Origin of the sequence: uncultured Merdimonas sp. (genome assembly GCF_963929015.1) — a bacterium.
Taxonomy (GTDB): domain Bacteria; phylum Bacillota; class Clostridia; order Lachnospirales; family Lachnospiraceae; genus Merdimonas.
Map to the genome: position 1 here is coordinate 1 of NZ_CAWVHE010000010.1, position 18157 is coordinate 18157.

Genomic DNA, 18157 nt, shown 5'->3' on the forward strand with positions numbered 1-18157 from the left:
ACACTAGATCGCGTGTTTGGAGATGCCTCCGGCAACGCCAGCCACCGGAATTCCCTGCAAGAATTTCATGTACAGGAGCGCTTCCGACAATGCATCTGCGGTCCGGCGCCTTTGTTCCTGCTGCTTTCCGGCTGTTTCTTTCTCGCCCATATGGCCGCCCCTCGCCTGGCTGTCTATCCACCCGTTCAAAAGTGCATTTCCCTGTTCCAGCCCCGCTCCTTTCCGCAGCGCGGTCTCAATGATCTTCAAGATAAACCACTGTTCTTCTTCGCTCTCATATGTAAAACCGTATGTCAGGGCAATCTCGTACACACTTTTTAAAATAACGGCTGTAAAAAGCGGGATATCCGGAATGCCAACGCCCAGCAGGCCAAGTCCCACTCCCTCCACGCCGAAATAGCCAGATTCTTCGCCCTGGCGGCCTGTGACTGCCTGCCGAACGCCTTCACAGTCTTACGGTTTGCCTTTAACCCGGCTGCATATTCACGGACCTGATAATCCATTTTCTGCTGCTCTTTGTTATAGGTCTTTTCAATGATCCCGGTTCCCTTTTCAAACACCAGATCAAAAGCCTTGACAAAAGCCGCATTTAAGGTATCTTCCAGCTTTTCGGAATCTTTTCTTCCAATTTTTGCCGAAGGGCCGAAGGTTTTTTCTCTTCCCGCTGGCGCTCCAGATAACGGAGTTCTTTTTTCTCCAGTATCATCCATTCTTTTTCCCACCGGTTCTGACGCAACATAAGGACCGCCTCCTGCTATTCTCCCTTTTTTCGTCCGGTTTCCTGCCCGCCGCTCTGCTTCTCCAGGGCTTTCCCAACCATCCGGAACTCGTCCAGATAAATGCAGTTGGCAAGGGTTCCTGCCTCCACCTGCTGCCGGCACTCCTCATAATCCATCCACAGGACAGACTCCACCTCTTCTTCCTGCAGCGTCAGGTCTGCGACGTCTACCGCCCGGTGTAAAGATATACATAACTTAATTCATTGTCCCGGAACATCCGCCCGTAAAATTCCGCCTCAAAGGCACCACGGTGAACGCCGATAAATGTCAGCTCCTCCGGGCGCACCCGAAGTCCCAGTTCTTCTTCCATCTCCCGTACCGCCGCAGGCAACGGCTCATCTCCAGCTTCTATGTGTCCTGCCGATGAGATGTCATAACAGCCGGGGTTGGAATCCTTGCAGGCGCTTCTTTTCTGCAGCAGCACATCGTACCCGCCTGCTTCATTCGGGCGGACGATCCACATATGCACTGTTCCGTGAAGGCTTCCCTCCCGGTGCGCCACGCCCCGTTCTCTTACGATCCCGCTTTTGCTGCCATCCGGGTTCAGGATATCAAAAAGCTCCATGGGCTGTCCGTCAAGCGCCGCAGACACCAGACGGTCGTGTCCGTCATAGACCAGCTTCAAAGAGAAGAAATCCTCCCGTTCGTCCAGCAGCCGGAAAAAGATCTTGTCCCCTTCCCAGATGTTCAGCTTCCAGACCTCGTCAATATCCACCCATTCCAGTTCTCCTTCATCACAGGGAATGGGCGTTCCTTCAAAGCCGTCCGCCGTAAAGAGCGACATATATTCCGTCACGCGTTTCCGGAAACAAAGGTGACGATTCCCCGGTACCGGTAAGAGGTCAGCGTATAACGGTCTCTTCCTTTACTTCCCGCAGGACACATTCCTCCGGGCTTTCGTCCGCCTCAAAGTGTCCGCCGACGCCGATCCATTTATCTTTATTGACGTCCTTTTTCTTCACCGTCCGGTGAAGCATCAGATATTTTCCGTCCTTTTCGATGTAACACAGCGTGCTTAGTCCTGTCATTTTGCTTCGCTTCCTCTCCTGTCTCCATTACCATACTACTTCATTTCCCGGTGTGGCACAACTTAAAAATCTATTAAAAATTCCGGTCCCGCCCCGTCCTTTTCTGTGCTATACTTGGGGAAATGTCAGGAGGATATCTATGGACCGCACGATCATTTACCCTATCACACCACAGCAGACGGACTGCGGGTGGAGCAGTTCTCCGCCGGATGGGCTACTCTGCCCAGAATCTTGCTTCTATCAAACGGATGCCGGAAAGCATCCTGGTAAACGGTGTTCCCTGTTATATGAAGCATCCGCTGACGGCCGGCGATCAGCTTCAGGTTCGTATCAGCGAACAGAAATGTTCCGAAAAAATCCCGCCCGTCTACGCACCTCTTTCCATCGTCTATCGAGGACGAAGACCTGATTGTCGTAAATAAACCGGCAGGCATGCCGATCCATCCGTCTTTGAACCATTACACTGGTTCTCTTGCCAACGCGCTGGCATGGTATTATCAGGAGCAGGACAAGCCTTTTATCTTCCGGTGCTGCAACCGCTGGACCGGGATACTTCCGGCCTCACTGTGGTCGCCAAGCATCTGGTCAGCGGCAGCATCTTATCAGCCATGACAAAGAAAAAAGAAGTCCGTCGGGAGTATCTTGCCATTGTCCGCGGGAGGATCAGCCCGGAATCCGGCACGATCTGCGCCCCTCTCGGCCGAAAAGAGGGCTCGATCATTGAGCGGTTTGTGGATTTTGAAAAAGGAGAGCCGGCCGTAACCCACTACCGGTTTCTGGACGAAAAAAAACGGGCACAGCCTGGTTTCCGTACGCCTGGAAACCGGCCGCACCCATCAGATACGGATCCATATGAAATATCTTGGTTATCCTTTGATTGGAGATTATCTTTATAATCCTGATATGGAATGGATCACCCGGCAGGCGCTTCACTCCCACCGCTTAAGTTTTTCCCATCCGATCACTGGACAATGGATGGAGTTTACCGCTCCCCTGCCGGAAGATATGCAGAAAGTTCTTGAGGGATAATTTTCCTTATATTGGCAGGCTATTTCGCAGGCACAAAGCTCCATATCCCACCTGCGGATTGGGGTAGCTGTCAAATCCTGGCAGTCTGGCCGCCCCTTTGTGGAGATATGCCTTCACCTTCTCCCCATACAGATACGGATCATTTCCTTTTACAATCCCCCATTCCATCAGAAGCGCCGCGCCCCCTGTGACAAAGGGCGTGGCAAACGATGTACCGGTAAACTGTCCGTAACCGCCGCCCGCCTTGACAGAGACCACATCGACCCCCGGCGCCACAAGATCCGGTTTCACCTGTGGATTCCCTCTGGGATATCCTCTTCCCGAAAAATCCGCATATGCAAAAGTCCGGGCATTATATGCCCCTACGCTGACAGCCCGAAATGACGTAGAAGGGATGGTGAGCGTGGTGCGGCTTACCGGAGACAGAAATCCCGTCTCCCGGTTCAGGATCTCTTCGCCGGGCAGCCAGAGCTCGTAGGCTCCTGAAAGGATACGGCCGGGCGTCAGGACGATCTGCCAGACGCCGTCATCCACCCAGCTGCTTTTGGGAAGCAGTTCCATGTATATTTCCTGAGCTGTGCTGTACGGACTTGGTTCTCCATAGTATAAAAGCACTTCTGTATCTTCCACCGTAAACCGCTGAGGCCCCAGGATCGCCTGTACCGGCCCGACTCTTACGCCGCTTGGACTGACCAGCGCGATCTCCGTCTCATCGGTATATTCTTTCCAGATCTGGATGCCGAACCCGGCCTGCCGTTCCTGCACGGCCAGGCGGATCACGGTATTCTCGCCTTCTTTTAAGACTCCTGCGGTATGCCCGGCGCCTGCGGCTTCATTGCCTGTGCCGATGCAGATCACGCTTTTCCAGATATTTGCCAGATCATCGATAAACCGCTCCAGAAGCGAGGTGCCGTCATGAGATCCATAGGTATTTCCAAAGCTGATATTCACGGCGATGGGGTTCTGGTATTCCTGTGCCTTGCGAATCACATAATCCAGCCCCCGCATCAGTTCTGTGGTCCGGGGAAATCCGCCTGCCCTCGCTCTTGCCAGCTTGACGATCACCAGCGGACTCTCCGGCGCCACGCCCGCATATCGGCCGCCGCTCCCCCGGCCGTTTCCAGCAGCGATCCCGGCGACCGCTGTTCCATGGCCCGAGGTATCCTCACTGGAGACGATCTGTTTTCTCGCAACCGGGTCTTCCTCCTCCAGGGCCCTGTTGATCTCCTCTTCTGTATATTCCCGGTCTTCCTCCTGATCCCAGAGAGCCCGGATCCGGGTCTTCCCCTCCGCAGTAAGGAAGTCCGGGTTGGCATAATCCAGGCCGGAATCCAGGATTCCGATCAGCACGCCCTGTCCGGATAAAGCAAAACGGGCTCCCTGTACCGCATCGATACAGGAAACCCGTCTTCCGTTTTCCACTTCAAAAAACAGCCTCTTTGGTTTTTCAATGTATTCTACTTCCGGCAGGGAAGCCATTTCCCGGATCCGGTCCTCCCGGACAAGCAGAACCGCATACTCATTTTGCAGTTCATAGACCTCTTCGGCCAGCTCCCGGACCTCCTTAAGATCACCCGAATACTTGATGATCAGCTCCCAGGTCTTCGTCTCCGGATCAAATCCTACTTCCAGCTCCGGCGATTTTGCCCGCTCTTCACCGGTGGCCTCCAGCGCCAGATTCAAAAGATTTTCTATCTTCTGACTTCCGTAAATATCGCGAACGTCTACAGCCATGCAACGACTCCTTCCAGATCCTATCTGATGTATCGTATGTGGCATGGCTTCTGGAATATACCTGCCTTGTTCGTTTACATACCGGCTTATCTTACTCCAGCCCGTTGTAGGCCTCATCATCCACCGGTTCGCACCACTCGTTCCCGGATCTCCTCACCAGGCACTTCTACTGCAATGTGGGAAAACCAGCTGTCCTTTTTGGCTCCGTGCCAGTTGTTGCGGCAACTCCGGCTCAAAGGTGACATTTGCCAGAAACACCGGGCATTTCCCCGCCTCTGTCAGGGGATTCAGATAGGACCATCTTCTTCCGCTTCCAACAATTCCCTGCACCCGTTCAGCGCGTTGAACAGACGGGGAATGCCCATATATCCGCTGGCGTGGACCAGAGCGCAGACCACTTCCTCCCGAGCTGTTGCCAGCCTTCAGCGCTCCTTCCACATGGCTTCTTCAACTGCACTTCTGCACCGCCCAGAGCCGCCAGCAACACTACCGTGAGCAACTCACGGGTCTTCCCGTCCAGGCCGGCACGGGTCTGAAAGTCCCCAAAGCACAGTTCAGTCAAAAAGCGGGGCACTGCCTGGGCAAACTCGCCGGGCAGCCAGGTATAGCGGTCCGCGATCTCTGTTCCATAGAGAGGCTCCTGGATCTTTAATCCTTTCTGATAGCGCTCCTCATCGTTTTCACCGGCCAAAGTCTTTTGGGACGGCAGAGGCAGTTCAATCCCATTGCCTGCGAACACCTCATTCATAGCACCGATAGCGTTAAGAGTTTTAGGAAAGCCGATAAAGGACGCGCACTGGTAAACTGCCTCCCGGATCTCCACCGGTGTGCAGCCGGCGTTGAGGCTGGCCTGCACATGGGCTTTGATCTGGGGCAGGGCGCTAAGCGTGGTCAGCACGGTAACCGTGACCAGCTCCCTCATGCGGTTGTCCAGACTGCCTGTATAGCAGACGTCTCCAAAAATGTAACCTTGCAGGATCTGCATGAATTCGCCGTCCGTTCCTTCATCCCCGGCGGCATGGCTGAGAAACAGCTCCTGCATTTTTTGTTCTGTTCTTTCTTTTCGATTCATAATTTACCTCTTTTTTATTTATTATCCCCCGTCTTCTATATCCTGTCTAATACCTGTCTGCTATGAAAAACCATACGTTTTTCGTATATCTATGAAATAAAAAAAGCCACGGCACCAGCGTTTTAGCTGATGCCATGACCATTTTTAATATTCTTGGATTGTCTGTACGAAAAGGGACGCCGCCTGAGAAAACAGATGATTCTTTTTCCACAGGAGCACACTCCTTGTTGTGTGCTCCGGCAGGATCTGGCGAAAACAAAGGTCGGGATCCGCATGTATGGATAATGCACCGTCCAGACAGACTGCACAGCCCATCCCGGCCTCTACCAGCAATGCGGCATTGGAGAGAAGATTGTAATAAGCCGGAATGTTCAGATGGCTTTCCTCGCACTGCAACCAGTGTAGAACTTCATTTTTGGCATTCTCTCTCCCCGGCATGATCAGAGGATACTGCCGGATCTCTTCCACGGTTAATGTTTCCTTTTCCGCAAGTTCGTGATCCTTTCTCAAAAGGAGTCCCCAGGTTTCTTTCTGGGGAAGCCTTACATATTCAAATTTTGCAGTATCGACAGGCTCCAGTACGAGCCCCAGGTCAAGCAGCCCTCGTTCCAGCATCTCTTTGATGTTGTCCGCCATCCCATTATAAAGATCAAACTGGACATCCGGATATTTCTCACGAAATTCTTTCATGTAGAGGGCCAGCGCCCGGCAGCCCACCGCTTCTGAAGCGCCGATCCGGATGGTGCCGCAGACCACGTCTTTTTTGTCTTTAAAGGTATGTTCCAGCTTGTCCGAGAGCTCCACGATCATTTCCGCCTGCTGTTTAAAAAGGAAACCCTCATCTGTCAAAGTCACGGATCGTTTCCCCCGGATCAGGAGCGCCGTTCCCAGTTCGTCTTCCAACTCTATCAGCTGGCGGCTTAAGGTGGGCTGGGTGACATGAAGGATATCCGCAGCCCGTGTAATATTTCCTTCATCCGCTACCGTCAGAAAATATTTCAGCACGCGCAATTCCATATCCATCACCTCCCATCACAGCTTTTTGCAAAGTTCCTAATTAAATCCCACCAGTCTTCTGGCTACAATGTAGGCCAGAGAAGAAATTTTCCTTCCGGGCTTTCCCGGAATATTCATGGTCTGTCCTAATATGCCATAACGGATCTTAAAGAAGACTTTAAAGTCTTTTTTCTTCAGATAAACCCAGAGATCTTTTTTCTTATCCAGATTCTCTTTCTTCTTGGAGCGGATCAGAAGGATCGAGGAAACCGTCATCATGATCGCCAGATAATTGATCATGTATGCGCGCAGTTTCTTGCAGGAAATCTTACTAAGATCATACATGTCAATCATGGATTTCGTCACAAAAATCTGCTGATCCACCCGGCTGATCATCACCTTTTCATTTACCGACTGGTCTTCCCGTCCAATGTAATAACGATAGAAATCCACATCCAGATAGTAAAGTTTTCTTACATGGGGCAGGGGGTAATATACATAAATGTTGTCCACATAAAACGTATGCTTCGGCAGCCTTAACTGGATCAGTTTCAGCAGGTCTGTCCGGTAGATCACGGAATGCATCAGAATATACTGGCCCAGATGGAAATGTCCGATGTCATCCCAGTGAAAGATCTCATCCTGGGGAAGCACATTGCGGTAATGGATACATTTCTTATGCTCCACTCCCACCTTTTCATACACATAATTGGAGACGAGCATATCGATCTCTTCTTCCTCGTCCTCCAGCCGGCGCAAAAGACCCAGGATCTTCTGCAGCGCCTCTTCGTCTACCCAGTCGTCGCTGTCCACAACCTTAAAATATTTGCCGGACGCAGCCGCAAGACCGGAATTTACCGCGTCTCCGTGCCCGCCGTTTTCCTTGTCCACCACCCGGACAATCTGCGGATATTTCGCCTCATACTCCCGTGCGATCTTCAGCGTATCATCCTTGGAGCCGTCGTTGACAACGATGATCTCCACATCTTCTCCGCCGGGCAGAATGCTCTCGATCGCGTGGGACATGTACTCCTGTGAATTGTAACATGGGATCGCAAATGATATATACTTCATCTCTCTGATTCCTTTCTTCATCTGTGTTTTTATAGTATATATCATTTTCTGCCCTTTTCCAACGGATTATCCGTAAAATCTCTGTTAATGTTCATAATTTGTTCATTTATCTTTCAAAAATCTTTCATTTATACATCACTATTTCTTCACAGCTTTTTCCTATACTAAAACTGTCAAAAGAAATAAGACGGTACGCAGCAATGCTTGGAATAAACTTTTTCATAATACATGCCGGGGACTGAATACTCAGTCACCCGGCATCCTCCCTTTTTATGGGTTTTTCTGCACCACTTTCCAATCTATCCCTTTCCTTCATTAAATCAGGATATGCGAAATTTTTGCGGAAATCTTCTTCCGCTAATTTAGGAAATTTGACGATTAATATATTCCGCCAGAACATGATACACATGTTCAGCATTTTTTATCTGCTCTTCCGTATCATGTTTACTTGCAATAAACATGTCATCATAGTCCGAGGCATTACGAATTGTAAATGCTGAACCAATCATCTTGGATATCTCTGTCGGAAAGATACCTTCTTTAATATATCTTCGTCTGAATTCTGCAATCACTCCACTATGCTTACTTGAATCAAAATTATCAAATACAAGCACTGCTCTCATGGCATGAAATATAGCGTAGTAGGCTCTATTATTCGCAATCCTGTAATTGCCTGCATCATAAAGCAGACGGGCTGCGTCCAGATCTTCTCTGGCACGCTCTATTCTATATTTCGCATAATCTTTTTGTAGGGAACTGTACTCAGGCAATCTTCACACCTTCTCTCTCCACGTTCTGATAAAATGATGACACCGGAATGTATTTCTGATACAATTCATAATTCTGAACAACCGGCGCCAATACGACATCATACTCCAGATCAAGCTTATCTGATATGTCCAGAATACGATTTCTCTCAGAACTGATATCCTCCAATGGAACATTTAACAAAATCAAAATATCGATATCACTGTCATTTTGAAAATCCCCGCGCGCGCAGGAACCATAGAGGATAAGCCCTTCCAGTTTTATTCCATATATTCTTTTTGCTTCTTCTGCAAATTTATCTATGACTTCTCTGATCTTTTTTTCCGTCATATGATCACCTTCTTTACAATCACTGTATCGCCACATCTTTTCCTTATTATACTTTGTTTTCAGGTCTTTTACCATCCCTTTTACTACACCACTTCCCGCTGCTCTAGAATTCAAACTTCCCGATTCCATAAACCGGAATAGTAAACACCTGATCCTTTACCCCGCCATGGGTATTTCCTTTGGCATAAACAATATAGTCTGCCTTCTTTTTGTCAAGGATTTCCTGTACCGTCCTGCTCTGATTCTTTCCGGTCTTAACCTCTATTGCATAGGTTTTCTGTGTTTTCAATGATTTCAGATAAAAATCAACCTCACCGCTGCCCATTGTTGCAAACGCTGGCGTCTCCAGCGCAATCCCGGCAGGCGGTATGATCCGCTGTTTCAGATCCAGAAACACAAAATTCTCATTTACGATTCCTGATACCGCGCTTTCCGGGCATCCGATATGCGTCAGGAAATAACTGGTCAGCCCCAGATCTGTAAAATAACATCGGGATTTTGGTTTGAACTCCAGTATATTACAATTCGTGATTTTTCCGGCAAATCCGATGATCCCGGAACTATAAAGCCAGTCAATGGCTCGATTAACCGATACTTTGCTGATATTGCTGGAATAATCTTTTACCACGATATTTTGCAATTCTTCGCTGAAACTGTCCTTTTCAAAGCCTTTTTTCTCTTTTACAAGGACTCTGGCCACACTGGAGAAAATGTTGTCATAAACTTCATCATCCAGAATATCCTCAAAGTATCTTTTACTCTCATTTGTGAAAAGACGGATAATCTTCAATAGTTCTGCATTGGCTTCTTCTATAGATCCGGTTTCCAGATATCGCAAAACTACAGCCGGATAGCCCCCGATTTTAGTATATACAGCATAAAGTTCTGACAGCCTCTCATAGATTCCACCTGAACTTTGTCCGTAAATGTCAAGTTCTTGGTACAGATCATCTTCTCCTAAAGCCATCAGAAATTCCTGAAAATCAAGAGTATGGATTTCCAGATAATCCAGATCACCAGAGGAATACTTAAATTCCCGTTTTAAGATCCGCCCCAGGTAGCTTCCTGTAATAATAAAATCACTTTTCAGCCGGCGGGTAAATTCCCGTATCCGGTTATAAATCGCCGCAGACTCCTGGATTTCATCTATGATGACAATCGTATCCGGAGAATCGTCAAAATCCGGGGAAGTCCTGCGGATCAACTCATAGACAGGATTTTCGCAGACAAACCCATTTTTTATATCGTTTCTTAATTCTTCATATTTCTCAAGAAATAATTCTCCTGTAAATTCAAGAAGATTGATATATATTTTCTTTTTATATTGTTCATCCGCAAACTTGTTTACAATGTATGTTTTCCCTGTCTGCCGGGCCCCTGACACTTCCAGCGTAGTGTGCTCCGGACGCTGTTTCCATCGGAGCATCTGGTCGTATACATTTCTCTTCATATATTTACCCATTTAAGATCACCCCCGCTGCTGATGTCTGATGCTTTCTTTATTATACTTCAATTCCTGTATAATCTCCATATAATTCTTCTTACATCATACAGCCAGGGGCTTTTCTTATGCTTTCATTTTTTTCTTTTTCCGGACGATCCATCCTGCTCCTCCGATGGCCGCAAGTCCTGCGCAGGATCCAAGCACCAGTTGCCATTCCCCTGTCTTTTCTCTTCCCGGATCTTCCTGCAGATCTTCGTCCTTTTCTTTGGCCCGGGTCTCTTCCATTCCCAGCGTTTTCTTCACCGGCTCCAAGATCTTTTCCGCCAGCGTCATTTTGGGCACAACCTCAAAGGTCAGTCTTTGCACTGTCTGGTTTCCCGCCCTGTCAACAGCTTTTACAGATATTTCATAAGCCTTTTCTTCTTCCACAGTGTACCGGTAGATCTTGCCAGAAGGGCTGGTCTTCTGACGGACCCCGTTGATCCGGATCTCCTGGATCTCATCCGCCTGATTTTCCAGCGTGACCTGAAAACTCTTTTTCTCCTCATAGCTTTCGCCTTCCTCCACGTCCTGGAACACTACCACCGGCGCCGTGTGGTCTATGACAAACTGTGCCCTTGCCGTGCCCGTATTCCCCGCTGAATCTACGGCCTTTACCTCCAGAACATGCACGCCTTCCCGGTCCACCGTCTCCCCGGAAGGATAGAGTTTCCCGTCCAGCGTGACCGAATAGGTAAATGTAGTGAAGTCCCAGATCAGATCACTGCCGCTGTGTTCCAGGCAAAAACTCTTCTGATACGTTCCGTCCAGTTCATCCACATGCCGGATTACCGGATTATGCCGGTCAACTGTCAGTTTCCTGAAAGCCGAAGATTTATGCCCTGCCTGGTCTTCCGCTTCCATAGAGATCTGGTAACTTCCGTCCGTTTCCAGAAGGATTTCCGCTGCCGTTCCGGCTTCTGTCTGTGTCCACCCGGTAATCTCCCGGCTTGTAAGCGCCCCGTCCGGACTTTCCTGTTCTGCCTTTGCCACAGTCTTCGCAAGTATATTCTCATCCCGTGCCACGCAGCGGATTGTTACCGGCTGACTGGTGATCATATAGTCGTGGACTCCCTCGATCATTGCTTCCGGCGCTTCTCCGTCGATCAGAAGCTCACACTCCTGCCAGGCCACATTTCCCGCATGATCCACTGCCCGCACTTCCACACGCACCGGTTGACCGTTCTGCGAAAGGAAAGGTACGGTAAACGTCGCTTCCGCCTCACCGGTCTGCCCCAGAACCTGCCCGTTGGAACTGCACCGGATCCCTGCCACCCGGCTTCCCGCTGCCCCGTCCTCCGCCTTTACCAAGAGAGAAACTTCTCCTTCGTACCAGTGATCAAATCCCTGAGGCGCCTGCATGCTGATAACCGGCGCTTTCCTGTCGATCTGAAACGTCTTCTGGAAGCGGAATTCTTCCAGTTCCTTTCCGTCTTCATCCGTCATCCACACTTCCAGCCTGTTTTCCCCTTCGCTGAAATGCTCCTGTCCAAACTCTGCCATTTCGCCGGTATGCTCCAGTGTCTGCTCGAAGATCCGTCCTGTATGATCCGTCAGCCGGCACAGTGTTTTTCCGGCTTCACTGACATGGCGGATCTTAATGACAGGACAGGAAATATAATATCCGTTCTGGCCATCCGCCTCCGGGATCACGATCTCATATTTCCGAATCTGCGGTTTTTCTTCCGGTTCTTCTTCTGGTTTCTCTTCCGGTTCTTCTTCCGTCTCTTCTTCCGCCGCATAACTGATCTCATAGCCCAGCTCGTCCTGCTGCCAGTACAGCAGCGCCAGCACCATCAGTAAAGCCACAATGCTCTTCATTCTCCGACCCATACCTCTTCTCCTTCCACTTTGATCCCGTATTCTTTCTGTAGTTTCTGAAACTCTTCGCTGTCCGCCAGCGTGTTGTCGCGGCTCAGATATTCTCGAATGGTCTGTGCGCAGATCCCCCGGTCCACAGAAGGATCCTGGCAGAGCAGGCGGATGTGCTGGATCTGAAGGGCGCGTTCCTGCGAAAATTCTTTGATCCCCTGAGCGCAGAGTTCCAGCGCCAGATCCGTTTTGCCACACTGTTCATACAGAGCCGCTGCTTTTGCGAAGTATTCTTTTCTCTCCTCTTTTTCCTCTGTCTGTTCCAAAAGCCGGGCATACCATTCGGCCGCCGTCTCTTCTTCGCCTGTCCGTTCATAGGCGCCTGCCATATCTGCCCGGACCTCCTGCTCTGCAGCTTCCTCAAGAACATCCTGTTCCAGACAGGATTCGCCCAGCCGGATCACTTCTTTTGCCGCCTCATCTTCGTCAGACAGCTGGTATCCCCGGATCAGGCATCTCCAAAATGCCACCTCTTCTTCCTCGTTCCAGCCGCCTTCCGATGCCAGCTCTTCCAGCTGTTCCAGATGATGCTTCCACGCTTCCCAGAAGGTTTCCGTATCCTTTTGTGTTGTCTCTGTCTCTTCCTCCGCAAAAGTGTCCGGTGAAAGGAAAGCTTCTGCCACCGCAGATAACTCTTCTGCCGTCCGGCTTGTTTGAAGGACTGGTTCCAGGGTTTCCTGTACCTTCTGATAATCACCGATCTCCAGAAAATACGCCAGCGCAAGACGGATCCTCTCTTTTTCCGTTTCCTTCCGGTCCTTCTCTTTGTCTCCGTCTGCTTTTATTTCTCCGGAAGTTTCTGCTTCATTTACATTTTCTCCAGATCCTTCTCCCGCCTCCTCTCCTGCCGCAAGAGCCCTGGCGTCTCCGTCCCGGATCCCGGATATTCCCCATCTTCCCAGCGCGCCAAGAGCCGTAAGAAGTGCTGCAGCCACAAGGATTTTACGCCCCTTTTGAATGGCACGCTTCTGTGTTTCCTGATAAACCGGGATATATTTTCGAATTTCTGAAATGGATTGAATGGGTTTGCCTGATGAGAGTTTCAGACAGCGGGAGATTAATTTTTGAAGCTTTGCCGTTTCCCTTCTCCCCAGAGGCGGGTCCGGTTCCGACATCGCAAGAAGATACTGGATCGTCCGTCCAAGTCCGTAAGCGTCCAGCGCTACAGAAGCCTTGCGGTAGTAAGGCTCTTCCGGCGGGAGAAAATGCTCCCGGATACTTTTTCTGCGCATCAGCCTTAGCAGGTCTTCGTTGGAGCCTGCCTGCATATCCGCCAGATACAATCCGCCTTCCTCAGAAATGATCATACTGTAGGGATTGACATACCGGCAGCAGGGATGATTTTTACACTTGTGCAGCATCTCCAGCTGCCGCGCCATACACAGGATCCAGCCAAGCAGCTGCTCTTTTGGCAGGCGGGGATGGTATTTCAGCCATACGGCCAGCGGCTTTCCGGCAACATACTCAGAACTGATATAGCAGACCTGCCCGTGTTCAATGAGACGCAGTACGTCATAGCCTTCTTTGACTGCCACTTACATCACCTCGTTTTTAAATTGTTTTCCATTGGTTAAATAATTGGAACTAATTGAATTGATGAAAGATTTTGTCTTTTGAATCTTAATTAAGAACTCTGGAAATGCATTTAGAGTAATTTCTATATTACTGGATTCCGCCAAAAAAAACAAGTAAAAAATAACAGGCGGCAGAACTTTTTTCTGCCGCCTGAAAAAGGACGTCTGTTCTTATCTGTGGCTTAATTCCTTCGGTGCGTACAGATGTCTCGGGATACCGTCTACCATAACCGGAGACACGTCTCCCTGGATCAGCGGACGTACATAGGAAATAAACTCATTGGTTACATAAGTGCCGTCTGCGTTCACCCATTCTCTTGGAACCAGTTTCTCGTCATTGGCGATCTTATGTACATCTTTCACTTCTGTTCCGCACTGATACGGATCATCAGACAGTCTCTGAAGAACTACCATCTTGCCGGAATCTCCTTCGTCAGCCGCTTTTACTGCCGCGCCGCCTACCTGGTATGCTTCCAGGATATCTACACGGGAAGCTGTGTGTGAAGCGGAACGCTGCAGGGTGCTCAGCTCAATGGCGCGGGTCTTGCATCCATGCTCTCCGGCGATAAAGCTTGCCAGATAGGATGCGGTTCCGGACAGCTGTTTGTGGCCGAAAGCATCTACAAAGTCAATGCTGTTGCCCAGCTCACATACATAGGTTCCGTCCGGTGTGCGGATTCCCTCGGATACTGCGATCACGATGGACGGCTTTTCTTCGATCAGCTTCTTCACTCTGTTGCTGAATTCATGAATGTCAAACGGGATCTCCGGCAGGTAGATCAGATCCGGTCCTTCGCAGTCCTCGCCTCTTGCAAGTGCGGAAGCTCCGGTCAGCCATCCTGCATTTCTTCCCATGATCTCTACGATGGTCACGATACCTTTCTCATATTCCAGACAGAATCCGTCGCGGATGATCTCTTTCATAGAGGTTCCGATATATTTGGCCGCGCTTCCGTAACCCGGTGTATGGTCTGTCAGGGCCAGGTCATTGTCGATCGTCTTGGGGCATCCGATAAATCTGGTAGGATGTCCGGTAATGATCGCATAATCGGATAATTTTTTGATCGTATCCATGGAATCATTTCCGCCGATGTAGATAAATGCCTCGATATCCAGCTTATCCAGGATCTCAAAGATCTTCTCATACACTTCCCGGTTCTCATGGATCTCCGGCAGTTTATAACGGCAGGATCCAAGGAACGCAGCCGGTGTTCTCTTTAAGAGTTCTGCATCCAGTTCTGTCTTGATGTGATCTGCAAGGTCAATATATTTTTCCTCCAGAAGTCCCTGGATGCCGTGAAGCATGCCGTATACCTTGTTTGCTCCACGGTCCTTGGCTGTACGGTATACACCTGCAAGGCTTGAGTTAATAGCGGCAGTCGGGCCTCCGGACTGTCCTACGATAACATTTCTTTTCATAGTATTTCTTTCCCTTCCTTCTTTCAAATTGCGTCGATATTACTATATTAGTATATTGTGGCAAAAAAGTCCACAAAAACAATACTTTTTTATGCAGTTTTACAGATTATTCCCCTGCATTTTCGGAAAAGGAAACATTCTCCTGCGCGCGGGCATACCCCGCATACACCCGTTTCCGTCTACATTTACCACTTCTCCGTCTTCCACCGTGACGGTCATCAGGCAGCCGTTCCGGCAGCCTGTACAGGTCATTTTTATCTTTTCCATCTTGATTACTCCTCTTCTTTTGCCCAGTGATAAGAACAGCGCACTGCCTTATTCCAGCCTTTGATCTTCTGTTTCCGTTCTTCCTCGTCAATGGCCGGCTCGAAAACCTGGTCAATGGCCCAGTTTTCTTTTACCTCTTCTCTGCTCTTCCAGTAGCCGGTCGCAAGACCCGCCAGATAGGCGGCTCCCATGGCCGTGGTCTCAATGCATCTGGGACGCTTGACCGGCGCGCCGATGATGTCCGCCTGGGTCTGCATCAGGAAGTTATTGGCGCTTGCCCCGCCGTCCACACGCAGTGAAGTCAGCGAAATTCCCGAATCCGCCTCCATGGCTCCCAGCACATCATTGACCTGATAAGCCAGGGACTCCAGCGTTGCCCGGATGATATGATATTTGTTCACGCCGCGGGTGATGCCAACGATGGTACCTCTGGCATAAGGATCCCAGTGGGGCGCTCCAAGGCCTGTAAATGCGGGAACCACATAGCAGCCGTTCGTATCCTTCACCTTACCTGCCATATATTCCGAATCCGCCGCCGAATCAATAAGACGCATCTCGTCCCTGAGCCACTGGATGGCAGCCCCGGCCACAAAGATCGAACCTTCCAGGGCATACTCCACTTTCCCGTCCAGTCCCCAGGCGATGGTGGTTACCAGCCCGTTTTGGGAAAATACCGGCTTCTCTCCCGTATTCATCAGCAGGAAGCATCCCGTACCATAGGTGTTCTTGGCAGCTCCCGGATGGAAGCATACCTGCCCGAACAGAGCAGACTGCTGGTCTCCTGCCGCGCCGCCGATCGGGATCGGCCCGCCAAAATAAGACGGATCTGTATGTCCGTACACGCAGCTGGAAGGCATGGGCTCTGGCAGCATGGCCTTCGGGATCTGCAAAAGATCCAGGATCTCCTGATCCCACTCCAGCGTATTGATATTAAAGAGCATGGTCCTGGAAGCATTGGAATAATCCGTCACATGCACTCTTCCCTTTGTCAGCTTCCAGATCAGCCATGTTTCCACAGTGCCAAATAACAGTTCTCCTTTTTCCGCTTTTTCTCTGGCTCCCTCCACATGATCCAGGATCCAGCGGATCTTTGTCCCTGAAAAATACGCGTCGATGATCAGCCCCGTTTTCTCCCGGATCATATCGGTATAGCCCTGTTCCTTCAACTGGTCGCAGTATGCGGCTGTCCGCCGGCACTGCCAGACGATCGCGCGGCACACCGGCTCTCCGGTCTTCTTATCCCATACGATGGCCGTCTCTCTCTGGTTCGTGATGCCGATCGCCGCAATATCTTCCGCCGAAGCCCCTACCTTGGACATGGCTTCTACCGCCACACCAAGCTGCGTGGACCAGATCTCGTCCGCATCATGCTCCACCCATCCGGGCTGCGGAAAATACTGAGTAAATTCCTTCTGCGCGATGCTGATGATCTTACCGGATTTATCAAACAAAATACAGCGGTTGCTGGTTGTCCCTGCGTCCAGCGCCATTACATATTTTCCCATTTGTCTGTCACCTCATTTTCCTCTTCTATTGTAAACCGGACCTTTCGTCCGATCCCCTTCCATTCTTCCGGACCTGCAGACGGTCTGTGCTTCGTCTCCAGGCGCCGGCGTTTCCGGTATTCCGTGGGCGTCATTCCGTTTTCCTTTTTAAATGCTTTGGAAAAGACCAGACAGCTGCGGTAGCCGCAGGCCTCCGCCACCTCCTCGATGGACAGATCTGTCAGGTTCAGCTGCTCCCTTGCCTGGGAAATCTGGAACTTTGTCAGAAAATCCTTGGGAGACATGCCCAGGTTATTTTTAAACAGCGTATACAGATAACTGCGGTTCACATTCATATGAACCGCGATATCCGCCACATTCAGGCCTCTGGAATAATTATTCCGGATAAAGGTCACCGCCTTCTGGATATAAATACTCTCCTTGGAAATATCCACGCAGGAATCGATCACTTCATCTTCCGTCAGCGCGGAGAAGAAATCATAGAGCCGCCCCTGCAGATAGTAAAGATTTGCCATTGTGACCTTCGTATGTCTCAGCATATCCAGCACGATCCTTTTCAGTCGTTCCCCGTCTTCATACTGAAAGATCAGCTGGTTTCCGTTCAGCCCGATATCCCGGATGTATTTTCCGGCCTCGTCTCCGCCAACGCCTACCCACAGGTAGCTCCAGGGCTCCTCCGGATCAGCCTGGTAAAAGGTCAGCGTGTCCGGTTCGATCAGGAATCCCTGTCCTGCGGACAACTGGTATTTCCGTTCGCCCACCTGGTAAACGCCCTTTCCCTCCAGAATATAATGGATAATATAATTGGGCCGGGTGGCCGGTCCGTAGCTGTGGCAGGCCTCGCACTGCGCATAGCCGCAGTACACCAGATGAAAATCCTTGAATTTCGGCTCTGTCAGCTCTAATACATATGAATCCTCCATGACATTTCCTCTCACATTCCCAGATCATTTACATCTATCATACTCACAATTATTGGAAGAATCAAGCAGGCATCAGTTTTTCCTTATGATTTCTTAATAACGGCTTAAGAAATTTTCGTTTTCTTTTAGGGATTTAACATACTTTGGACATAATTACCTTTTATAATATGACTCAGATAGTTGAACAAGACATCAACTATCTCCCCCTCATAAAGTAAATGCACTTGGGAGAAGTTCCCAGGTGCTGCACTTTCTCTCTCATTCCTTTAGATAACTATAACGACAACAGCAAAAGCCCCGGCCA

General features: G+C 49.9%; 19 protein-coding genes and 2 pseudogenes. 2 read left to right on the top strand and 19 right to left on the bottom strand.

What is annotated here, in order from left to right; genetic code table 11:
* Positions 1-3: 3 nt before the first annotated feature.
* From ABGT54_RS05085 to ABGT54_RS05105, 5 genes and pseudogenes are all read right to left on the bottom strand, one after another.
* Positions 4-381: an EcsC family protein gene (locus tag ABGT54_RS05085; RefSeq protein ID WP_346663111.1), complete on the bottom strand. Its 378-nt coding sequence runs from the start codon at positions 379-381 to the stop codon at positions 4-6.
* The gene (locus tag ABGT54_RS05090) at positions 318-710 is read right to left on the bottom strand and encodes a hypothetical protein (protein ID WP_346663112.1); all 393 of its coding nucleotides are present in this window, start codon (positions 708-710) and stop codon (positions 318-320) included. The genes ABGT54_RS05085 and ABGT54_RS05090 overlap by 64 nt, the downstream gene beginning before the upstream one ends.
* A gap of 44 nt (positions 711-754) precedes the next feature.
* Positions 755-913, bottom strand: a complete 159-nt coding sequence (locus ABGT54_RS05095; protein WP_346663113.1) for a hypothetical protein — start codon at positions 911-913, stop codon at positions 755-757.
* Between the two features lie 32 nt (positions 914-945).
* Positions 946-1344 carry an NUDIX domain-containing protein gene (locus ABGT54_RS05100; RefSeq protein WP_346663128.1) on the bottom strand — a complete coding sequence of 133 codons (399 nt, stop codon included), beginning with the start codon at positions 1342-1344 and terminating at the stop codon, positions 946-948.
* Positions 1336-1807 (bottom strand): annotated as a pseudogene (locus tag ABGT54_RS05105) (8-oxo-dGTP diphosphatase); the annotation flags it as partial. The gene ABGT54_RS05100 and the pseudogene ABGT54_RS05105, both read right to left, overlap by 9 nt.
* 209 nt (positions 1808-2016) lie before the next feature.
* On the opposite strand from ABGT54_RS05105, the gene ABGT54_RS05110 reads away from it, so the two are divergent.
* Both ABGT54_RS05110 and ABGT54_RS05115 read left to right on the top strand, forming a co-directional pair.
* Positions 2017-2229, top strand: a complete 213-nt coding sequence (locus ABGT54_RS05110; RefSeq protein ID WP_346663114.1) for a hypothetical protein — start codon at positions 2017-2019, stop codon at positions 2227-2229.
* 66 nt (positions 2230-2295) lie between these two features.
* Positions 2296-2836 (top strand): annotated as a pseudogene (locus ABGT54_RS05115) (RluA family pseudouridine synthase).
* Positions 2837-2842: 6 nt separating this feature from the next.
* Here the strand turns inward: ABGT54_RS05115 and ABGT54_RS05120 are convergent.
* The 14 genes from ABGT54_RS05120 to ABGT54_RS05185 all read right to left on the bottom strand — a co-directional run bounded on the left by ABGT54_RS05120 (position 2843) and on the right by ABGT54_RS05185 (position 17853).
* A complete protein-coding gene (locus tag ABGT54_RS05120) occupies positions 2843-4570 on the bottom strand; it encodes a S8 family peptidase (RefSeq protein WP_346663115.1) in 1728 nt (575 codons plus the stop codon).
* Positions 4571-4686: 116 nt separating this feature from the next.
* On the bottom strand, positions 4687-4815 hold the full coding sequence (locus ABGT54_RS05125; RefSeq protein WP_346663116.1) for a hypothetical protein: 129 nt from the start codon (positions 4813-4815) through the stop codon (positions 4687-4689).
* An 89-nt stretch (positions 4816-4904) separates the two neighbouring features.
* Positions 4905-5642, bottom strand: coding sequence for a carboxymuconolactone decarboxylase family protein (locus tag ABGT54_RS05130; RefSeq protein WP_346663117.1), 738 nt, complete (start codon positions 5640-5642; stop codon positions 4905-4907).
* Between the two features lie 144 nt (positions 5643-5786).
* Positions 5787-6659, bottom strand: a complete 873-nt coding sequence (locus ABGT54_RS05135) for a LysR family transcriptional regulator (protein WP_346663118.1) — start codon at positions 6657-6659, stop codon at positions 5787-5789.
* A 36-nt stretch (positions 6660-6695) separates the two neighbouring features.
* Positions 6696-7712, bottom strand: coding sequence for a glycosyltransferase family 2 protein (locus tag ABGT54_RS05140; RefSeq protein ID WP_346663119.1), 1017 nt, complete (start codon positions 7710-7712; stop codon positions 6696-6698).
* A gap of 362 nt (positions 7713-8074) precedes the next feature.
* On the bottom strand, positions 8075-8482 hold the full coding sequence (locus tag ABGT54_RS05145) for a HEPN domain-containing protein (protein WP_346663120.1): 408 nt from the start codon (positions 8480-8482) through the stop codon (positions 8075-8077).
* Positions 8475-8810, bottom strand: a complete 336-nt coding sequence (locus ABGT54_RS05150) for a nucleotidyltransferase domain-containing protein (RefSeq protein WP_204909644.1) — start codon at positions 8808-8810, stop codon at positions 8475-8477. Before ABGT54_RS05150 ends, ABGT54_RS05145 begins: the two co-directional genes overlap by 8 nt.
* Before the next feature lie 103 nt (positions 8811-8913).
* Positions 8914-10272, bottom strand: a complete 1359-nt coding sequence (locus ABGT54_RS05155; protein ID WP_346663121.1) for an AAA family ATPase — start codon at positions 10270-10272, stop codon at positions 8914-8916.
* A 105-nt stretch (positions 10273-10377) separates the two neighbouring features.
* Positions 10378-12126, bottom strand: coding sequence for a hypothetical protein (locus tag ABGT54_RS05160; protein WP_346663122.1), 1749 nt, complete (start codon positions 12124-12126; stop codon positions 10378-10380).
* The gene (locus tag ABGT54_RS05165; protein ID WP_346663123.1) at positions 12111-13700 is read right to left on the bottom strand and encodes a hypothetical protein; all 1590 of its coding nucleotides are present in this window, start codon (positions 13698-13700) and stop codon (positions 12111-12113) included. The genes ABGT54_RS05160 and ABGT54_RS05165 overlap by 16 nt, the downstream gene beginning before the upstream one ends.
* Before the next feature lie 210 nt (positions 13701-13910).
* Complete coding sequence (locus tag ABGT54_RS05170; RefSeq protein WP_346663124.1) at positions 13911-15158, bottom strand: 6-phosphofructokinase; 1248 nt, start codon at positions 15156-15158, stop codon at positions 13911-13913.
* A 99-nt stretch (positions 15159-15257) separates the two neighbouring features.
* Positions 15258-15425, bottom strand: coding sequence for a hypothetical protein (locus ABGT54_RS05175; RefSeq protein WP_346663125.1), 168 nt, complete (start codon positions 15423-15425; stop codon positions 15258-15260).
* Between the two features lie 5 nt (positions 15426-15430).
* Entirely contained in the window at positions 15431-16930 is a 1500-nt protein-coding gene (gene glpK, locus ABGT54_RS05180; protein ID WP_346663126.1) for a glycerol kinase GlpK, read from the bottom strand.
* Positions 16915-17853 carry an AraC family transcriptional regulator gene (locus ABGT54_RS05185; RefSeq protein WP_346663127.1) on the bottom strand — a complete coding sequence of 313 codons (939 nt, stop codon included), beginning with the start codon at positions 17851-17853 and terminating at the stop codon, positions 16915-16917. The genes glpK and ABGT54_RS05185 overlap by 16 nt, the downstream gene beginning before the upstream one ends.
* Between the last annotated feature and the right edge of the window lie 304 nt (positions 17854-18157).